The following is a 19,311-nucleotide window of genomic DNA, read 5'->3' as shown; positions in this document are numbered from 1 at the left end:
TTGCTTGCCATTTTGGGTGACTTAGCCGGTGGCGGTGAAGGCATGCCAAGCCCCGAGGAGTTTATTGCACTGCTCACGGATTTGGCTGGCGGTGGTGAAGGTGCCCCTGGTCCAGAAGAGTTGCTCGCCATTTTGGGTGACTTAGCCGGTGGCGGTGAGGGCACACCAAGCCCCGAAGAGTTTATTGCACTGCTCACGGATTTGGCTGGCGGTGGTGAAGGAACCCCTGGTCCAGAAGAGTTGCTTGCCATTTTGGGTGACTTAGCCGGTGGCGGTGAAGGCGCGCCAAGCCCCGAAGAGTTTATTGCACTGCTCACAGGTTTGGCTGGTGGCGGTGATGGAGCCCCTGATCCAACTGAAGTAATCGCGACATTAACCGAATTGGCTAACCCTGCAGCCGTGAGCGATGCAATTGCGGAGTTAATAGCTGATCCTACTTCAATCACAGATATACTCGGTGGTTTGGGCGGTCTTTTCGGGGGCGGCTGATTTCGCTGAGTGATGTATAAGTGCTAATTAAAAGCCCCGGTCTTCCGGGGTTTTTTTGCTTATAAAGTTTAACTGTTTGATTTAAAAGTTAATTTTACCAAGGGCGGCTCGGTGCGCCGGTAATTTTCTTTAATCACAAAATCCAAAATAACTTGCAACACGTAATAAAATCGCTATAGTTGTCACTGTCAACATTGGCGGGTATATAGCTGCCCGCAATATTTTTGTTCATGAGGTCATTGTCATGCCGCAATATACAGCGCCACTTCGCGATATTAATTTTGTACTAAAAGAAGTATTAAATTGCGATAAGCACTACGCCAGTCTTGCTAGCCGTGAAGAGGTTAGTGAAGACTTGATGGACGCTATTCTTACTGAAGGCGCCAAATTCTCTGAAAACGTTTTGTCACCGCTCAATCAAATTGGCGATCAGCAAGGTTGCACCTGGTCAGAGTCTGGCGTTACTACACCGGACGGGTTTAAAGAGGCTTATCAGCAGTTTGCTGAAGGTGGCTGGCCTTCTATGACCGCAAATCCGCAGTTTGGTGGGCAAGGTTTGCCTAACTCCCTTGGCTTGGTAGTGACCGAGATGGTTAGCTCTGCATGCTGGGCGTGGGGTATGTATACGGGCTTGTCTCAATCCGCAGCCCGTTTGCTAGAGGTGTATGCCAGCGATGAATTGCAGGAAACCTACCTAGCAAAAATGACCGACGGAACTTGGGGGGGTACGATGTGCTTGACCGAGTCTCACTGCGGTTCGGATTTGGGGCTGTTAAGAACTAAAGCCGAAGCGAATGCCGATGGTAGTTTCAACATTACCGGCACCAAAATATTTATTTCGGGCGGTGAGCACGACATGATGGAGAATATTATCCATCTTGTGTTGGCCCGTGTAGAAGGTGCACCGGCGGGGACAAAGGGTATTTCTCTGTTTGTGGTGCCCAAATTCTTGCCTGATGAAAATGGTGAGGTAGGTGAGCGTAATGGCGTTCATTGCGGCAGTATTGAACATAAGATGGGGATTAAGGCCTCTGCTACGTGCGTGATGAATTTCGATGGCGCTAAGGGCTTTTTAGTCGGTGAAGAAAACCGCGGTCTTAATGCCATGTTCCACATGATGAATTCGGCTCGCCTAGGTACTGCTTTGCAAGGCTTATCTGCCGGTGAAGCGTCCTTCCAGGGTGCTTTGGCATACGCGCGGGATCGTTTGCAAATGCGCTCGCTGAGTGGGCCAAAAAATCCAGACGGCCCTGCTGATCCACTAATTGTTCACGCAGATGTTCGTCGTATGCTCTTAACCCAAAAGGCGCTTGCTGAAGGCAGTCGCGCGTTTATTTACTGGGTTGCTCAGTTGGTTGATACCTTTTATTTCTCTGGTGATGAGGAGGAGCGTCGCAAGGCAGAAGAGCTTTCTGAGTTATTAACGCCAATTGCGAAAGCCTTCGTTACCGAAACCGGACTAGAGTCTGCCAACTATGGTATGCAGGTATTTGGTGGTCACGGTTTTATCTCTGAGTGGGGAATGGAGCAAATCGTCCGCGATTTGCGAATTTCTACCCTGTATGAAGGTACCACCGGTATTCAGGCTTTAGACTTACTTGGCCGCAAGGTAATGGGCAGCGGTGGTAAGCAGTTGATGGTGTTCACTAAAATCATCCATCAATTCTGTAAAGAGCAGCAAGACAAACCAGGTATGGCGCCATTTGTAGAAAAATTGGCTGCTCTAAATGCAGAGTGGGGCGACATTACTGGTAAATTGGGTGAAAAAGCCATGAGTAACGCCGATGAAGTCGGTGCTGCATCAGTCGATTATTTGATGTACTCAGGTTATGTATCGCTGGCCTTTATGTGGGCCCGTATGGCCTCTATCGCGCTTGATGGTGACGCAGATGATGCATTCCTCCAGGCGAAAGTCCAAACCGCGCAGTTCTATTATCAGCGTATCTTGCCTCGCACAGAGTCTCATAAGATCGCGATGTTGAATGGTGCTGACAGTGTGATGGCGATGCCAGAAGCGTCTTTTGCGTTTTAAAACCATTTAGTCGAGTAGATTAACGGCGGTCTTTTGACCGTCGTGCTGATTATTAAAGGAGCAACTCATGCCCGAATATAAAGCCCCCCTGCGTGATATGCAGTTTGTTTTACATGAGGTTTTTAAAGCCGAAAACCTCTGGCAGACCATGCCGGCGATGGAAGAGGTCAATCGCGAATTGGCTGACGCTATTCTTGAAGAAGGTGCAAAAATCAACGAATCTTTGATTGCACCACTTAGTCAGCCAGGGCATGAAGAAGGGGTTAAATGGACGGATGGTGTTGTTTCCACTCCCAAAGGGTATCCTGACGCGTTTCGGCAGTTGGCTGATGGTGGTTGGGCTGGTTTGTCTGGCGCCCCAGAGTACGGTGGCCAGACGATGCCTAAAATGTTGGTTTTGTTGTTTGAGGAGATGCTGTATTCCTCCAATATTGCGATGGGACTGTATTTAACGCTTACTTCCGGTGCGGCATTGGCTATTGCGAGTCATGCAACGGAAGAGCTAAAAACTAAATTCCTGCCCAATATGTATTCTGGAAAATGGGCTGGTGCAATGTGCCTAACAGAAAGCCATGCAGGTACCGATCTGGGTATGATTCGCACGAAAGCTGAACCGCTTGCAGACGGCAGTTATAGCATCACAGGTACGAAAATATTTATCACTGGTGGTGACCAAGACCTGACGGAAAATATTATTCATTTGGTATTGGCCAAGTTGCCAGATGCACCGGCAGGATCGAAAGGCATTTCGCTGTTTCTCGTTCCAAAAATGAAGGTCAATGACGACGGTAGCAGCGGTGAAAACAATGGTGTTCACTGCGGTAGCATAGAGCACAAGATGGGTATTAACGCATCGGCAACCTGTGTGATGAATTTTGATGGCGCGCAGGGCTACCTTGTTGGTGAAATCAATCGTGGTTTGCAGGGTATGTTTACCATGATGAACTATGAGCGTCTTTCAGTTGGTATTCAGGGACTGAGCGCGGCAGAAGCGGCTTACCAATGGTCTTCAATTTATGCGCGTGAGCGTCTACAAAGTCGTGCGCCGTCTGGGCCGGTAAATAGTGCTGGCGCAGCTGATCCAATTATTGTTCACCCCGACGTTCGCCGTATGCTATTAACCCAAAAGGCCTATGTAGAGGCTGGTCGAGCATTTGCTGTTTATGTGGGCAAGCAGCTAGATGAGTCTAAGTTTGGCAGCGGTGAGGTAAAAGCCAAAGCTGAAGGGATGGTGGAGTTATTAACTCCCATTGCTAAAGCCTTCCTGACGGATAAAGGTTTAGAGGGCGCAGTGGCAGGCCAACAAATATTCGGTGGCCACGGCTATATACGTGAATGGGGTATGGAGCAGCTAGTGCGCGATGTGCGTATTAGCCAGATTTACGAAGGCACTAACGGCATCCAAGCGCTTGATTTAATGGGCCGTAAAATTGCGGCAAACGGCGCGCAGAATCTGAACGTATTGATAGCTGAAATGCGGGAGTTTGCGGCATCGTCGGCATCAGTGAACGGTATGGACGAGTTTTTAACGCCATTAAACGATGCTGTAGATAATCTTGAATCGCTGTCTGAGTTTGTATTAGCTCAGGCGCAGGCTGGTGATGCAAACGCGATTGGTGCAGCTTCCGTCGAGTTTTTACATGTGATGGGCTTTACGCTGTACACCTATATGTGGGCAATGATGACGCGCACCGTGCTAAGTGGCGAAAGTCAGCAGGGCGAGGCATTTGCACAAGCTAAACTGCATACTGCGCGTTTCTTCATTCAGCGCCTGTTGCCACAGGCAAAGGGTTTGAGTGAATCAATTCGCAACGGCAGCGCCAGTTTGATGGATATTCCCGAGGAAGCATTTGCGTAAATTGCTACAACTACGTTAAAACTGGTGAATAAGGCGGCGACTTGCGATAATAGTGCCGCCTTTTTTATTGCTTGTGCTAACGCGGGCAATGCCATTTCTAATAGCTAGTGGTGGAATGATGGAAAACGAACACAATAAATTGTACCCAGAAGATCAGGCCAAAGTAGATGCCTACTTGAAGCAGGGTTATAACAATGTTGAGCGTAAACCTTACCGCCCACTTAAGCTGCTCGGTATTTTACTGATTATGGTCACGACGATTTCGGCGGGTTCTTTATTGCTGGCGTGGATGAGCGGTATTCACTAATCCCCACCTTCTTAAATTTATACAGCGCTGCTTTTTATAGGCTAGATATTACTCATGGTGATATCTAGCCTAGTGCTGCCACGCTCAAAAAAACTGCATTAGGCTTACCGCCAAAATTAATCCCATTGTTGGAATGGCAATCGTTAACGCGGCAATTGGCCAGTAAGCGCTCTTATGGGTTTCGCCACAAATCGCTCTTACCGTTGTCACGATATAGCCGTTGTGGGGCAGGGAATCCAAGGCTCCTGATGCAATGGACGAAATGCGATGGAGTTGGTCTGGGTTCACCCCTAAATCTGTGTAGTGCGGGCCAAGTACCGGCAGGGCAATAGACAAGCCGCCGGAAGCTGAGCCGGTTAGCCCTGCAATAGTTGTGACAGCAATGGCGGCTCCGATTAGCTCATTGCCAGGAATCCCCGTCATCGCGTCTACCGCCACAGCAAAAGCGGGGGAGGCTTTTGCCATCGTGCCAAAACCCACCACTGCAGCGGTGTTACCAATGGCGATCAGTGCTCCGGTAGTGCCTTCATTTATCGCCTTATTCATGTTGTGAAAATGCCGAAAATTAATCAGCAAAATGCAAACACAGCCACCGAGCAAGGCGAGGATCAGTGCGTATTGCTGTAGCGACTCATGGAAGAAAAACGACACGGCAAGCACTACCAGCAAGGGCAGTAAGCCGGTGATAGGGTGGGGGAGATCCCGCTCTGGGATAGCTGGGTCGCTAGCGCGATGCTCAAAGTGTTCACCGTTGGCGACGGCCTTGCGAATCATTCGGTTAATCCAGAAAAATCCGCAAAGCGCCATAAAGATTGCCACGATAAAGCTAACTTCCCAAGCGGCGTAGGGGCTGGTATGCAAAAATTTAACGGGAATCCAGTTTTGGATTTCTGGCGAGCCAGCGGTGGTCATTGTAAAGGTGATAGAGCCAAAGGCGAGGGCGCCGGGAATAAAGCGACGTGGTAAATTGGCGTCTTTAAAAAGCCCTAATGCCATTGGATAAACCGAAAATGCGACGACGTATACGCTAACGCCACCATAGGTTAATACTGCGCAAGCCAGCACAACCGCAGCAACGGCGTGCTTCATACCAATTTTGCCAATAATCCAGCGGGCGAGGCTGTCAGCGGTGCCGGTGTCTTCCATAAACTTGCCGAACAGGCTGCCCAGCAAAAACATTAAAAACCAAGCACTGACAAAGCCTGCAAAGCCATTCATATAGGTAGTGACAAAGGCATTTGCTCCGTCGTCGGGGAATACCGGAATGCCACCGCTTAAGCCAACAATGAGTGCGCATAAGGGGGCGGCAATGAATAGGTTCCATCCGCGGAGTGCCAGAGTCGTTAGCAACAGTAAGCCGCCAACTAAGCCGATCATACTGACCATGAAAAGCTCCTAAATAATTTTTGCGTGTCGCATTTTTATGAAGGGACTAATCCTAACTGACGAAGCTAAGTGACCGCCAATAGAAATCAGTTAAATTTCATAGTTTGCTCAATAGTTTGGTGAGGAGGCGTGTTAATTAGGTTAAGGAAGGTGGAATTTGAGTGTTCTGTAAATTGTCGTTCCGAGTTTCAGTGAGTATACGAATTTATATGCAGGCATAAACCCTTTCAATGCGTTTACGAACTACTCAACGACGCCTTCACACACTTTAAAATAGTGTAATCATATTCCCCATCCAAAGATTCAAACACGGTTTTCAATTTGCCGTCTTCGCTTAGTTCAAAGGCGAATTGAATTTCCTTTATCTGCGCCTCATCTAAGTCGATAACATCGTTAAGGCTCAGTTCGCTATTGGCGATGCCTTGGCAGAGATGGTTGTAAATGGTGTTGAGTGAAAGTTTACGCTGGGTGGCGATATCCTCGACGGTGTTACCTTGTTTTAAAAGTGAAATGCTATTGGCGGCGGTGTCGTTGATACCATCATTTTGCTCATTGTCAGTGCCAGCGTTTGCAAGGATGACGTCTAAAAAGCCCTGCCCGTAGGCGTCTAATTTGCGTTCGCCAATGCCGGATATACGTCCTAATTGTTCTAGGGTTTGGGGTTGGCGTTCGGTCATTTCTGCGAGGGTGGCGTCGTGGAAAATCATATAAGCAGGAATGCTTTGTTCGGTGGCCAGTGCTTTGCGGTGTTCACGCAGTGCATCCCATAAGGTGTTGTTTGCGGCACCAGAAAATGCGCGGGTTTTGCGGCTTGCGTTCTTTGTGGCTTTGACCATCTTTCTTAAGGTGAGTTGTTCTTCGCCTTTTAAAATGGGGCGGGCCGTGTCGGTGAGTTGTACGCTGCCATAGCCCTCTACATCTACCTTGAGTAATCCACGTGCAATTATTTGCCGATACAAGGTGCGCCATTCGGTGGCGTTGAGTTCGGTGCCAATGCCGTAGGTCGAAATTTTATCGTGGCCAAATTGACTGATGCGTTCGTGCTCTTTTCCCAGTAATACATCGACCAAATAGCTCACGCCAAAACGCTGGCCGGTGCGGTAAACACAGGACAGTGCTTTTTGTGCGGCGAGGGTGGCGTCCCATGTTTCTGGTGGCGTGAGGCAGTTGTCACAGTTGCCGCAGGGTTGATCTAAATTGTCGTCAAAATAGCGGAGTAAGGCTTGGCGGCGGCAGGTGGTAAGTTCACACAGGCCGAGCATGGCATCTAATTTATGTTGTTCTAAGCGCTTGCGGCCCTCTTCTGCGCTGGAGTTGCCCTGCATTTGGCGCAGGGTGATGACGTCTTGCAGGCCGTAGGCCATCCACGCGTCTGCGGGTAAGCCGTCGCGGCCGGCGCGGCCAGTTTCTTGATAATAAGCTTCAATGCTTTTGGGTAAATTTAAATGGGCGACAAAGCGTACATCGGGTTTGTCTATGCCCATGCCGAAGGCGATAGTGGCGACGATGATGACGCCGTCTTCGCGCAGAAATCGCTCCTGATGTTGTTGGCGTACTTCGTTGCCCAAACCGGCGTGATAAGGCAGGGCGGTCATGCCTTTGCTACTTAGCCACTGCGCGACTTCATCTACCCGTTTGCGCGACAGGCAATAGACAATGCCGGCTTCGCCTTCGTGTTCGTTCAGAATAAAACGCAGTAATTGCTCGCGGGCATTGCCCTGATTTTCGCTTATGCGGTAGCGAATATTGGGTCGGTCGAAGCCGTCATTAAATACGCGGGCCTCGTGTAGCGACAGCCGCTCGATGATCTCGCGCTGAGTTGGGCCGTCCGCTGTGGCGGTGAGGGCAATGCGGGGAATATCCGGAAAGCGTTCATGGAGTATGGAAAGCTTGATGTACTCGGGACGAAAGTCGTGGCCCCACTGTGACACGCAATGTGCTTCGTCGATGGCGAATAATGCCAGAGGCGCTCGGCTCAGTAAGTCGAGCATGCGCGGCATCATTAGTCTTTCTGGCGCGACGTATAACATGTCTAAGTCGCCATCCATTAGCGCGGTTTCAACACCGTTTGCTTCCATTGCGCTTTGGCTGGAGTTTAAAAATGCCGCTTTAATTCCGTTTTGGCGCAGCGCCATGACTTGATCTTGCATCAGGGCGATCAGTGGCGATACGACAATGGCGGTGCCGCTGCGCACCAAGGCGGGAATTTGAAAACACAGCGATTTACCGCCGCCGGTAGGCATGAGAACGAGGGCGTCGCCGCCATTGCTGACGTGGTTTACGATGTCTGCTTGCTGGTTGCGAAAGGCATCGTAACCGTAGATGGTTTGCAGAATATGTAAGGCGGCGGCTTCGGTGTTGCTGGTGTCAGTATGTAAGATAGCGGATTACCACATTAAGTCGTCGGGGATTTGATAGGCCGCGTAAGGGTCGTCTTCGTCTACAGGCTCATTCGCTGGTTTGGTGTTGTGAACGAGTACGACCGATTCGTCTCTTTGCTTGATTTTGTCGGCAATCGCTGCGGGCACGAGCTCATAGCCTTCTTTCAATTTCACTAAGGCAATCACGCCTTTGATTAATTGGGTTTGCAGCAATGCGTCGACGTAAAGCTTTTTAATCTTTTTGCCATCGGTGAACTGATAGGCAATCTCGCCATTTTTGCGATCAATTTTATTGAGCGTAATCAGTTGAACGATCTGGGCTTGAATCGCCTTTTTGTCAGCTTCGGCCTGACGCAGGCGATTCATTTCGCGGTCGCGCTCGGCTTTCTCGGCCAATGCGCGTTTTGCCGCCTCTTTGCCCTCGTCAATAATCACCTTGCCAGTGCCTTTTGCCTGTTTGGCTTGCTTGCGCTTTTCTTGGGTGATTTGCTTGGCCTTTTTCTTGTCGACCATGCCTGCTTTCAGAAGCTGCTCTTGCAGAGACGCCATGCAATAACCTCTATATATGTGGAGATGAATTTGGGTTTTTAATACTGTCTATTCTAAGCTAATTGTTGCGGCGGGGCTTGGGCTTATTGCTGTCCCTTGCTCTGCGCCGAGTTTTAGCGCCCGTCCGGTATCGGAATATCTAGCCCCAGTAAATCAATGGCCACCGCCTCGGCGACTTTAATGCCGTCGATACCCGCAGATAGTATACCGCCCGCGTAACCGGCGCCTTCCCCTGCAGGGTAAAGGCCACGGGTATTTAAGTTTTGATAATCCTTGCCGCGTTTTATGCATATTGGCGATGAGGTGCGGGTTTCTACGCCGGTGAGTATGGCGTCGTTCATCGCAAAGCCTTTGATCTGCTTGTCGAAGGCGGGGATGGCTTCGCGAATGGCTTCATTGGCGAAGTCGGGTAGTGCCTTGGATAAATCGCCCAGTGAGACGCCAGGTTTGTATGATGGGGTGACGCTGGCGAGTTCGCTCGATGGCGTATTGCGTAGATAGTCTCCGACCAGTTGCGCGGGCGCGTTGTAGTTTTCGCCACCTAGGTGGTAGGCCAGGGTTTCTAGTTCGCGCTGTAAATCAATGCCCGCTAAGACGTGATCGGGGTAGTCTTTTTCCGGTTCGATGCCCACGACAATAGCGGCATTGGCATTGCGCTCATTGCGAGAATATTGGGACATGCCATTGGTAACGACGCGGCCCTCTTCAGAGGTGGCGGCCACCACGGTGCCACCGGGGCACATACAAAAGCTGTAAACGCTGCGACCATTTTTGCAATGGTGTACCAATTTGTAGTCGGCGGCGCCCAAAATCGGGTGGCCGGCTTGTTCGCCAAATCTCGCCTTGTCGATCACTGACTGGGGGTGCTCAATTCTAAAGCCAATGGAAAACGGTTTTGGTTCTATATAAACACCTTGCTGTAGCAGCATTTCAAAGGTGTCTCTGGCGCTGTGGCCGATAGCTAGAACCACGTGGCGAGTTGGCAAGTACTCACCGTTACTTAGGCTGAGGCCCGTAATTTGGTCTTGGTCGTCGGTATTGGCTTCGCGGTGAGCTGTTTCTACCTTGGTGTTAAAGCGAATTTCGCCGCCGAGGCGGGTAATTTCTGCGCGAATATTCTCTACCATTTTGACCAGCTTAAATGTGCCGATATGCGGCTTGCTGACCATTAGGATTTCTTCTGGCGCACCGGCCTTGACGAATTCGCTCATGACTTTGCGACCGAGAAAGCGGCGGTCTTTTACTTGGCTGTAGAGCTTGCCGTCGGAGAAGGTGCCCGCGCCGCCTTCGCCGTACTGCACATTGGATTCAGTATTGAGTTTGCGTTCGCGCCACAGTCCCCAAGTGTCTTTGGTGCGTTGGCGCACGTCTTGACCACGCTCTAAAACAATGGGCTTTAAGCCCATTTGCGCCATAACTAAGGCGGCCAAAATTCCGCAGGGGCCAAAGCCAATAATCACGGGGCGCTGTTGATCGGCGCTGGGGAAATTCTCGGGGGCTTGGGCGAGGAATTTGTACTCGGTGTCGGGGCTTGGCCGGACAATATTGCTGAGCTTTTTATCTGCTAGCAGGCGTTGTTCTGCGTCTGCTGTGAGATTTAAATCTAATAAGTATATGAGCAGGATATTGCCTTTTTTACGGGCGTCGTAGCTGCGTTTAAAGATGGAAAAGTCGCGTAATTCGGCATCTGCCAGTGATAGTTTTCCGAGAATCGCGCTGCGCAATTCGTCGTCGCTGTGGTTTAGCGGCAATTTGAGGTCGGTCAGTCTGATCATGGGTGATGCGGTTTCCAACAGAGATGGCTATCAAGCGGCGGATTTTAGCATGATTGCATTGTGGGGTTGGAAACTTACACCGGCGATTTTGACAGAGCTTTGCGCATGGCGTGACGGGTCAGCTCAACCTCGCGGCGGTGTACGGTTTCTAATTGTTCAGTAACAAAGCCCTGTTGAGTAAAAAATGCTTGGGCGCTTAAGCTCACATGACTATGGACGGTGTTTGCACCTTCGCTGCAGAGTATTGCTTCCGCCTGCTTATAGAGCGTGCCGGCAACGCCGCGCCGAATATGGCGAGGGCAGCAATAAAGTAGGTCAATATAGCCGCTGGTGTTTTCTTCGGTGTAGAAAGAAATAAAACCGAGTATGTGGCGATCCGCTTCCGCGATTAATGTGTGTGCCGTGCTTAGTTTTTGCTGCCAAGCCTCCGGATCGACTTCTTCCGGCGCCCAGGCCGCAAGCTGTGCTTTGCTGTAGTACTCTGCCCCGAGATCGTGAATGCTGCGTTGAAATAGCGCGATCACGGTATTTACATCGCTCGGGTGATAGGGACGAATGTTGAAGTCTGCGCTCACACCACCAAGCCCGCGCTATAGCCTGAAGACCACGCCCACTGGAAATTAAAGCCGCCTAGCCAGCCCGTAACATCCACAACTTCGCCGATAAAATACAGTCCAGCTTGGTGTTTTGCTTCCATGGTTTTGGAGCTAATGCCAGCGGTGTCAACGCCGCCACGGGTGACTTCTGCGGTGCGGTAACCTTCGGTGCCGGAGGGTTTTAATACCCAGCTATTTATTTTCTCAGCGATGTTAATAAGTTGTTTGTCTGAAAATTCGGACATTGGCTTTTCAGCGTGTTCATGCCACCACAGCCATTGCAGCTCGGCGACCAAACTTTTCGATAATTTGTGGCTTAGCACCGTTCTTAATAGGCTTTTTGCCTGTTCTTTTTTTGCACTTAGCAGCCAGTCGGCGGCGTCGATACTGGGTAGCAAATTAACGGTGATGGTGTCGCCGGGGTTCCAGTAATTTGAAATTTGCAGGGCGGCGGGACCAGAGATACCGCGGTGGGTAAAAAGAATATTCTCGGTGAAGCTAATTTTGTTTGCGCTTAGTTCGACTTCTAAAGCGAGTCCAGCGAGTTTTTCGCAGAGCTGTTTCATTGAGTCGCTGAACATAAACGGCACCAAACCTGCGTGTCGCTTGGTGAGTGTCAGTCCAAATTGCCGCGCAATATCGTAGCCAATACCACTGCCGCCGAGGGTGGGAATGGATAGCGCACCGGAGGCAACAACAAAAGAGTGGCAGCGCAGCTCAAGATGGCTGTCTTGCTGGTTTACGACAAGTTGGTAGCGAGATGAGCCCTCGCTTTGCTGGTCTTCTGCGATTGAGACTAATTCTGCGTGGGTGCGGATTTCTGCGCCGGCTTTGGCGCATTCGTCCAGCAACATATTGAGTATGTCCTTGGCGGAGTTTAGGCAAAAAAGTTGGCTGTGACGGCGCTCTTCGTAGGGTATGCCGTAGCGCTCCACCATGCCGATGAAATCCCACTGGGTGTAGCGGGTGAGGGCGGCTTTGCAGAAGTGGGGGTTGTTTGAAATGAAGTTGTCGGCCTCTACAAAATGATTGGTGAAATTGCAGCGGCCACCGCCAGACATCAGAATTTTTTTGCCGACCTTATTGGCTTTTTCTAAGACCAAAACCCGCCGCCCGCGCTGAGCTGCGGTGAGGGCGCACATTAAACCAGAGGCACCGGCACCGAGAATAATGACGTCGTAGTATGCTTGGCTTGTTGGCACGGGGCTCGATTCGCTGTGGAGTGTATGTGAAAGCTGCACAGTATAACGGGAATGGCCTACAGCTTGTATGGCTATTGGTCTTGGTGCCGCGTTGCCCACTAGCTTTTGTTTTGCCTAGCGCTATACTGCTGCGGGCGAATGAATATGACAGAAATATTTTTTCGGACCAAGGGCGAATTGCGTCACGTTGGTGCAAATTTTGCTAGCGTCTATTTAATCATTTCAGTTCCTGATCCTCTCAGTAAGCTCGAGTGATACCCATTACCTAATTATTCTATAAGGCGAGGTCTCCTTAATGAGTCGCAATCAAGCGCGTGTTCAAGCTGTTTCCCAGATTATTAATCGTAAGCCTAAAGAGGTTACGATGCCTGAGCCACTCAGTAAAATTTGGGCAAGTGATGTCTTCAATCTTGCGAAGATGGAGGAGGCCCTGTCTAAAAACGCCTTTAAGGCAGTAAAAACCACCGTGCAAACCGGTGCACCGCTTGATTCTGCTACGGCCGACGTTGTCGCCGCCGCCATGAAAGATTGGGCTCTGAGCAAAGGCGCTAAGTTTTTCTCGCACATCTTTTACCCAATGACTAACGCCACTGCTGAAAAGCACGACGGCTTTATCATTACCAACCCAGACGGCAATGCGATTACCGAGTTTACTGGTAGCTTGCTGATTAAGGGTGAGCCAGATGGCTCTTCTTTCCCTAATGGTAGCCTGCGGATGACCAATGCTGCCCGTGGTTACACTGCGTGGGATCCAACCAGCCCTGCTTACATTATGCACACTGATAATGGCGCAACGCTGATGATTCCTAGCGTATTCATGAGCTGGACCGGCGAAGCGCTGGATAAGAAAATCCCACTTTTGCGTTCAAATTCGGCAATGAATAAAGCCGGCCAGCGCGTATTGTCGCTGATGGGTGAGACTGAGATTGCAGCGCTGAATTCAAGCTGTGGTGCCGAGCAAGAGTACTTCTTGATTGATTCCAACTTCGCCAATAGCCGCCCTGATTTACTGTTGGCTGGCCGTACTTTGTTTGGCGCTTCACCAGCTAAAGGCCAGCAGTTTGACGACCACTATTTTGCCGCTATTCCTGAGCGTGTTCAGGTCTTTATGCAGGACTTGGAAGACAAGCTTTACCGTTTAGGTATTCCAGCTAAGACTCACCACAATGAAGTGGCACCGGGTCAGTTTGAAATCGCGCCCTATTTTGAGGCAGCGAACATCGCTTCTGACCATCAGCAGCTGCTAATGACCCTGTTGAAATTGACCGCCAAGCGTCACGGTTTTGTGTGTTTATTACACGAAAAGCCTTTTGCTGGCGTGAACGGCTCAGGAAAACACGTGAACTGGTCAGTTGGTAACGCCACTCAGGGCAATTTATTAGACCCAGGCAGCACTCCCCACGACAACATTAACTTCTTGCTCTTTTGTGGTGCGGTAATTCGCGGCGTGCACCTTTTTGGCCCGCTTTTGCGTGCGGTTATTGCATCGGCGTCCAATGACCACCGCCTAGGTGCTAACGAAGCACCCCCAGCGATACTGTCAGTTTACTTGGGCGACCAGCTTGAGCGTGTGTTCAACGATATTAAAGAAGGCAAGTTGCTGAAGTCTGAAGTTGGCGGATTTATGGATTTGGGTCTTAGCCAAATTCTGAAGTTTGAGCGCGATCCAGGCGACCGTAACCGTACTTCACCTTTCGCGTTCACCGGCAACCGTTTTGAATTCCGCGCGGTGGGTTCTTCTGCATCGGTTTCTGGCCCCCTCGTTGCCATGAACACTATGCTGGCTGATTCCTTGAACTGGATTGCCGATAAGCTAGAGGCTGAATTGGCGACTGGCACTAGTAAGCCTGTTGCTGCAGTAAAAGTGCTGAAGGAGCTAATGGAAGCTCACAGCAATGTTATTTTTGGTGGTGACGGTTACTCTGCTGAGTGGCACCGCGCGGCGGTTGAAGATCGTGGTCTTAAAAATCTGCCAACATCTGCCGATGCATTGCCTGCTTTCCGCGAAGAGTCTGTCGTTAAGTTGTTTTCAAGCACCGGCGTATTAACGCCAGTAGAGCTCGAAAGCCGCTTTGAGGTGTATTCAGAGCAATATCTGCTGTCAATTGAGGTTGAATCCAAGTTGGTTGTAGACATGGCTACGACCATGATTTACCCAGCGGCGGTTGAATACCTGTCGCAGCTTGCAAGCACCGCCTCATCAATGGCCGCATTAAATATCACTTTGGATAGTGGTGTTGCAGCCGCCGTGGCTAAAGAAGCCAATGCCATGATGGCAGCCGTTGCTAAGTTGAGTGCAGCCTTAGAAGTGCATGACTTCGACTCTACCGAGGCGCATATGCAATATGCGGCGGGCACTTTGCGCAGCTTGATGGTAGAAGTGCGTGGACACGCCGATACATTGGAAACCTTGGTTTCTGATGATCTGTGGCCGCTGCCTAAGTACTCAGAAATGCTGTTTATCAAATAAGGTGATGACTGCCTTGGTGCAGTAGACCACTTGTTTGATGCTGAAACGCCCTCTATAAGAGGGCGTTTTTGCGTTTTGGGGTTTAAAAAAATTGCACGGTCGTAAATATGCCTTTTGTTAATAATGGGTTAGGCTGTATGGCGACATCATTGAGTCATTGCATTGTGTTTTCGTCGTGCAAGATAATAAAGACTGTCAAAAGTGCTGACTAAAGGCCATTAGCAAGGGTGTAGAAGTGGATTTACAGAATTATAAGCAGGCGTTAATCGAGCTTTTCGACCAGATACTTAGTGTTACCTTGCAGCCCGAAACTTACGCGCAGCTGGCATTGGTACTTGTCGTATTTGGGCTTGGCTTTTTTATTGCCACCTATATTAAAAAGTTTGTTCCACTATTTGCCGATGCCCCTGCAAATGCACCGCTTAAGCCTTTGCGCAAGCTCACGGGTAAGCTCGGAAATTTTATATTTCCACTGTTAACGATTTTGTTGTTAAGCATTGCCGTTGAGGTGAGCGCACGGCTATTGGGGCAATTTTGGCTGGTGCGAACGGCCCTGATCGTTGCCATGATGCTGGTATTGCGGACGATTATTCGCGATTACGTAAAGAATGATTTTATCGCCTTTGTTTTCCGTTGGGTTGGCCAACCTCTACTGTTTTTACATTTATTGAATGTGCTTGAGCCGATTATTGCGATTCTCGAGGCAATGAAATTATCGGTGGGTAATATTCAAATTTCAGCTTACGGCGTGATTCGAGTTGCCCTGTTTGGCTCGCTACTTTTTTGGCTGGGAAGGGTGTCAAACAGCACCGGCCAAGAGATCATTCGACGTCAGGAAAAGCTCGACTTTAGAACCAAGGAAGTAGCGGCAAAATTATTTGAAGTCGCTATTTTTGTGCTGATTTTCTTGCTGCTCCTCCAAGTGATGGGGATAAACCTGACCGCGCTAGCGGTGTTTGGTGGTGCGCTTGGTGTTGGTCTTGGTTTTGGTCTGCAGGCGATAGCCTCTAACTTTATTTCTGGCATTATCATTTTGCTCGATCGCTCAATTTCTTTGGACGACTATATTGAGCTCGAAGATGGTCGCACGGGCTTTGTGCGAGAGTTAACGCTGCGCTCAACGACCTTAGAAACCTATGATGGCAAAGACATCATGGTGCCGAATGAGAAATTTGTGACAGAGAGTTTTACAAACTGGACTCACAAGAATAAAAAGCAGCGTTACCGCGTTGATTTCTCAGTGGCCTACGATTCAGATATTCGCAAATTGGTCGAAATTATTAAGGAAACCGTGGCATCCCATGAGCAAGTTCTCAGCGGCGAGAGCATTCCATTTGAAGAGCGGCCCGACTGCGAAATCGACAGTTTTGGCGACTCCGGTGTGAATATGTTTGTCGAGTTTTGGATGATGGGTATTGATGATGGCAAAAATCGAGTTGGCGGCGATTTACTGTTGATGATCTTTGAAGCCATGCGTGACAATGGCTTCCAAATACCTTTCCCGCAGCGCGAAGTGCGGGTACTCAACGAGAGTATGGGCAAGTAAACGGCGGACTTGGGTCTTTGATTAAAAGCCTTTTTTTAGTTTTGGCGTTTACTCCTTTGCCGGCCAAGCCCTAGTCAAACTGTAGCGACGAGACAATTTCGTAAGATCGCAATCGCGCCTCGTGGGAGTATATCTGCGAGGTAATCATAAGCTCGTCGGCTTGGGTTAGCTCGATAAATTTCTTCATGTTTTCCTGTACTTTTTCCGCTGTACCAATTGCCGAGCAGGACATAATTTGTCTCAGCAGCATTTGCTCCCCGGCTGATAGTTGTGCCATGTAGTCGTCGGTAGGTGGCTGCAATTTACCGGGTTGCCCACGTCGTAAATTAACGAAGGCTCTTTGCATTGAGCTAGCCACATAATGGGCTTGGGCGTCGCTGTCGGCGGCAAATACATTGTATCCCAGCATGACATAGGGCTTGCTCAATTGTGCTGAAGGGCGGAAACGCTCGCGATAAAGGGCGATGGCGTGCAGTATTTGCTCGGGTGCGAAATGTGAGGCAAAGGCGTAGGGCAGGCCTAGCGAAGCCGCCAATTGCGCGCCAAATAAGCTGGAGCCCAAAATCCAAAAGGGAATATGTAATCCACTACCGGGTACGGCATGAATTTTTTGATCGGGGTGGGGTTCGCCAAAATACCCCATCAGTTCTACGACGTCTTGGGGGAATTGATCGACATCGGCGTCTAAATTTCGGCGCATTGCGTAGGCGGTCGCCTGATCGGTGCCGGGGGCGCGACCAAGGCCAAGATCAATTCTATTGGGGAATAAGGCCTCCAAGGTGCCAAATTGCTCGGCGATAATTAACGGGGCATGATTGGGCAGCATAATGCCCCCTGCACCAACTCGAATGGTTTTGGTGCCGGCGGCGATATGAGCAATGACGACGGCGGTGGCGGCACTGGCAATGCCCTGCATATTGTGATGCTCAGCCAACCAATAGCGATTAAAACCCCATTTTTCGGCGTGTTGCGCCAAGGACAGGCTGTTGTAGAGCGATGTGCTCGCATCGCCGTCTGCGGTGATGGGAGATAGGTCAAGAACTGAAAGTTTTACCATGAAAATTCCGTATTTGTTGTTTGCGGTTGGTGAGAAGCGTGCAGTTATTTCGGTTCATTTTAGGGAATCAGGCAATTGTGTGCGAGTGCTCCTTATGAGTTTCATAGATACACTTTCATTTTCTATTATGGAGAGTGGCTTGAATTAATTTACTTGACGGTGTGTAGCTCCCGCTAACGAAAGAGGAACAAGTTTGAACTACCTATATTAGGTAGGGCGATATTTACATTTAAAGCTGGATGGAAATAAAGTTGAGGCGAGTGGTGTCCATTGGTGTTGGCGGCTTGCGTGCTGCAGGAATACGGGGCTATGGCTGGTGTAAACGTAATGCGGTTTGTGATGGTGATTGGCAGGTGTAAATCATCGGATAGATGACATTTATGGAGCGGTTGTGGGAGCTTTTTGAAGGAGTTTATATTTTTTGGAAGGCATCTAGATAAATGCTAATTCAAAATGTATTATCTTGATAATAATAATCCAGAGAGATTGAATTTTTGTACCAGATTGGCTAATTATTACTTTTCAGGTACATGTTGCTGAAATTACAAGGAAGTAGATAGTTCAGACTTTTTGGGTCTTTTTCTTTCTACTAGACCTCCAGGAAGGGAGGGCTAATGTTCTAGTTTTTGACTCCCTTCGAACCATCCTGCTTAAGAGTATTTCCTAAGCAGGGATAGTGTATCTAATTATCAACTTAGTAAAGTATGAGATTGGGTAGGTGTTTTTCCTTGTAAGTCGGCGTTCCGTTAACTTTTGGCAGGTCGGCAAATTTATGAAAAATATCCGAATTTTTTTAATCGCAAGTGTTAGTGTTCTGCTAATTTCCTGCGGAGGCGATAGTAGTCGGCAAAACGCTGATTCAACTACTCAGCCTACAATGACGGGTTATTTCATTGACTCACCAGTGCATGGGGTAGGGTATTTTACGTCATCCGGCTTGTCTGGTGTTACCGGCGAAGAAGGGGAGTTCCAGTATTTTCCTTCTGATCAGGTTACGTTTTCACTAGCAGGAATCAAGCTGGGTACCGCGGTAGCAGATACTTTTGTCACGCCAAATGATTTTGAAGCATTAAGCGCTACTGGTATTTTGAATGTTGTGAGATTTCTTTTGACGCTGGATGCAGATAAGAATAAAGATAACGGGATAGCTATACATCCAGTTGTTATTGATGCTGCAAAAGAGGCTGTGTTCTCATCGGCTGATTTTGAAAGTTCAAGTTTTGAATCCACTGCCGCTGCGCTCTTCTCTAAAACGAGCAACGGTGATTCTCGAGTACTAGTCGATTCTCTTGTTGCTCAAGAACATTTAGATCAAACCGAAAATGATCTTAGCGATGGTCGTTATGACGGGGTCTTTGATAGTGACTTTGATGGTTTTGGCGATTCGAATGATAACTGCCCAAATACAGCAAATAGCAACCAGTCTGATGTGGATGGAGATGGATTGGGTGATGCCTGCGATTCGTCGGATGATACGGATAGTGATGGCGACGGTGTAAAAGATAGTGTTGATAATTGTGTGGCGGTAGCAAATAGCAACCAATCTGATGTGGATGGAGATGGATTGGGTGATGCCTGCGATTCGTCGGATGATACGGATAGTGATGGCGATGGTGTAAAAGATAGTGTTGATAATTGTGTGGCGGTAGCAAATAGCAACCAA

General features: G+C 49.2%; 14 protein-coding genes. 7 read left to right on the top strand and 7 right to left on the bottom strand.

Annotated features, from left to right (window positions below):
- The 4 genes from C0068_RS18825 to C0068_RS18810 form a co-directional block, all read left to right on the top strand.
- The coding region (locus C0068_RS18825) for a hypothetical protein (RefSeq protein WP_199176240.1) at positions 1-489 on the top strand (489 nt) is incomplete at its 5' end.
- Between the two features lie 244 nt (positions 490-733).
- Positions 734-2,521: an acyl-CoA dehydrogenase C-terminal domain-containing protein gene (locus C0068_RS18820; protein WP_103686011.1), complete on the top strand. Its 1,788-nt coding sequence runs from the start codon at positions 734-736 to the stop codon at positions 2,519-2,521.
- A gap of 67 nt (positions 2,522-2,588) precedes the next feature.
- On the top strand, positions 2,589-4,379 hold the full coding sequence (locus C0068_RS18815; RefSeq protein WP_103686010.1) for an acyl-CoA dehydrogenase C-terminal domain-containing protein: 1,791 nt from the start codon (positions 2,589-2,591) through the stop codon (positions 4,377-4,379).
- An 88-nt stretch (positions 4,380-4,467) separates the two neighbouring features.
- Entirely contained in the window at positions 4,468-4,686 is a 219-nt protein-coding gene (locus tag C0068_RS18810) for a DUF3094 family protein (RefSeq protein WP_233208873.1), read from the top strand.
- A gap of 84 nt (positions 4,687-4,770) precedes the next feature.
- Here C0068_RS18810 and C0068_RS18805 read toward each other — a convergent pair whose 3' ends face one another.
- The 6 genes from C0068_RS18805 to C0068_RS18780 form a co-directional block, all read right to left on the bottom strand.
- Positions 4,771-6,072, bottom strand: coding sequence for a GntP family permease (locus tag C0068_RS18805; protein ID WP_103686009.1), 1,302 nt, complete (start codon positions 6,070-6,072; stop codon positions 4,771-4,773).
- Positions 6,073-6,308: 236 nt separating this feature from the next.
- Complete coding sequence (recQ, locus tag C0068_RS18800; protein ID WP_103686008.1) at positions 6,309-8,453, bottom strand: DNA helicase RecQ; 2,145 nt, start codon at positions 8,451-8,453, stop codon at positions 6,309-6,311.
- Between the two features lie 6 nt (positions 8,454-8,459).
- Positions 8,460-9,002: a DUF2058 domain-containing protein gene (locus C0068_RS18795; protein WP_103686007.1), complete on the bottom strand. Its 543-nt coding sequence runs from the start codon at positions 9,000-9,002 to the stop codon at positions 8,460-8,462.
- A gap of 113 nt (positions 9,003-9,115) precedes the next feature.
- On the bottom strand, positions 9,116-10,777 hold the full coding sequence (locus C0068_RS18790) for an NAD(P)/FAD-dependent oxidoreductase (protein ID WP_103686006.1): 1,662 nt from the start codon (positions 10,775-10,777) through the stop codon (positions 9,116-9,118).
- 74 nt (positions 10,778-10,851) lie between these two features.
- Entirely contained in the window at positions 10,852-11,352 is a 501-nt protein-coding gene (locus C0068_RS18785; protein WP_103686005.1) for a GNAT family N-acetyltransferase, read from the bottom strand.
- Complete coding sequence (locus C0068_RS18780) at positions 11,349-12,515, bottom strand: BaiN/RdsA family NAD(P)/FAD-dependent oxidoreductase (protein ID WP_103686106.1); 1,167 nt, start codon at positions 12,513-12,515, stop codon at positions 11,349-11,351. Before C0068_RS18780 ends, C0068_RS18785 begins: the two co-directional genes overlap by 4 nt.
- Positions 12,516-12,870: 355 nt before the next feature.
- Between C0068_RS18780 and C0068_RS18775 the strand changes: the two genes are divergently transcribed.
- Complete coding sequence (locus tag C0068_RS18775) at positions 12,871-15,045, top strand: glutamine synthetase III family protein (protein WP_103686004.1); 2,175 nt, start codon at positions 12,871-12,873, stop codon at positions 15,043-15,045.
- A gap of 235 nt (positions 15,046-15,280) precedes the next feature.
- A complete protein-coding gene (locus C0068_RS18770) occupies positions 15,281-16,591 on the top strand; it encodes a mechanosensitive ion channel family protein (protein ID WP_103686003.1) in 1,311 nt (436 codons plus the stop codon).
- A gap of 70 nt (positions 16,592-16,661) precedes the next feature.
- On the opposite strand, the gene C0068_RS18765 is transcribed toward C0068_RS18770, so the two are convergent.
- Positions 16,662-17,648 (bottom strand): LLM class flavin-dependent oxidoreductase, encoded by a 987-nt coding sequence (locus tag C0068_RS18765; RefSeq protein WP_103686002.1) that lies wholly within the window; start codon positions 17,646-17,648, stop codon positions 16,662-16,664.
- Between the two features lie 772 nt (positions 17,649-18,420).
- Between C0068_RS18765 and C0068_RS18760 the strand changes: the two genes are divergently transcribed.
- Positions 18,421-19,311, top strand: an 891-nt coding sequence (locus C0068_RS18760) for a thrombospondin type 3 repeat-containing protein (RefSeq protein WP_199176239.1), incomplete at its 3' end; no start/stop codon positions are given.

This window comes from Zhongshania marina, from assembly GCF_002915595.1.
GTDB classification, from domain to species: Bacteria; Pseudomonadota; Gammaproteobacteria; order Pseudomonadales; family Spongiibacteraceae; genus Spongiibacter; species Spongiibacter marinus_B.
Note: the sequence above shows the minus strand (reverse complement) of the source record. Positions and strands in the feature narration are given on the sequence as shown.

Bases quoted from the DNA above. Each gene is read 5' to 3' on its own strand.
- C0068_RS18810 (WP_233208873.1), top strand. From the start codon at position 4,468: ATGCCATTTCTAATAGCTAGTGGTGGAATGATGGAAAACGAACACAAT.
- C0068_RS18775 (WP_103686004.1), top strand. From the start codon at position 12,871: ATGAGTCGCAATCAAGCGCGTGTTCAAGCTGTTTCCCAGATTATTAAT.
- C0068_RS18805 (WP_103686009.1), bottom strand. From the start codon at position 6,072: ATGGTCAGTATGATCGGCTTAGTTGGCGGCTTACTGTTGCTAACGACT.
- C0068_RS18765 (WP_103686002.1), bottom strand. From the start codon at position 17,648: ATGGTAAAACTTTCAGTTCTTGACCTATCTCCCATCACCGCAGACGGC.
- C0068_RS18790 (WP_103686006.1), bottom strand. From the start codon at position 10,777: ATGATCAGACTGACCGACCTCAAATTGCCGCTAAACCACAGCGACGAC.
- C0068_RS18780 (WP_103686106.1), bottom strand. From the start codon at position 12,515: ATGTGCGCCCTCACCGCAGCTCAGCGCGGGCGGCGGGTTTTGGTCTTA.
- C0068_RS18795 (WP_103686007.1), bottom strand. From the start codon at position 9,002: ATGGCGTCTCTGCAAGAGCAGCTTCTGAAAGCAGGCATGGTCGACAAG.
- C0068_RS18820 (WP_103686011.1), top strand. From the start codon at position 734: ATGCCGCAATATACAGCGCCACTTCGCGATATTAATTTTGTACTAAAA.
- C0068_RS18815 (WP_103686010.1), top strand. From the start codon at position 2,589: ATGCCCGAATATAAAGCCCCCCTGCGTGATATGCAGTTTGTTTTACAT.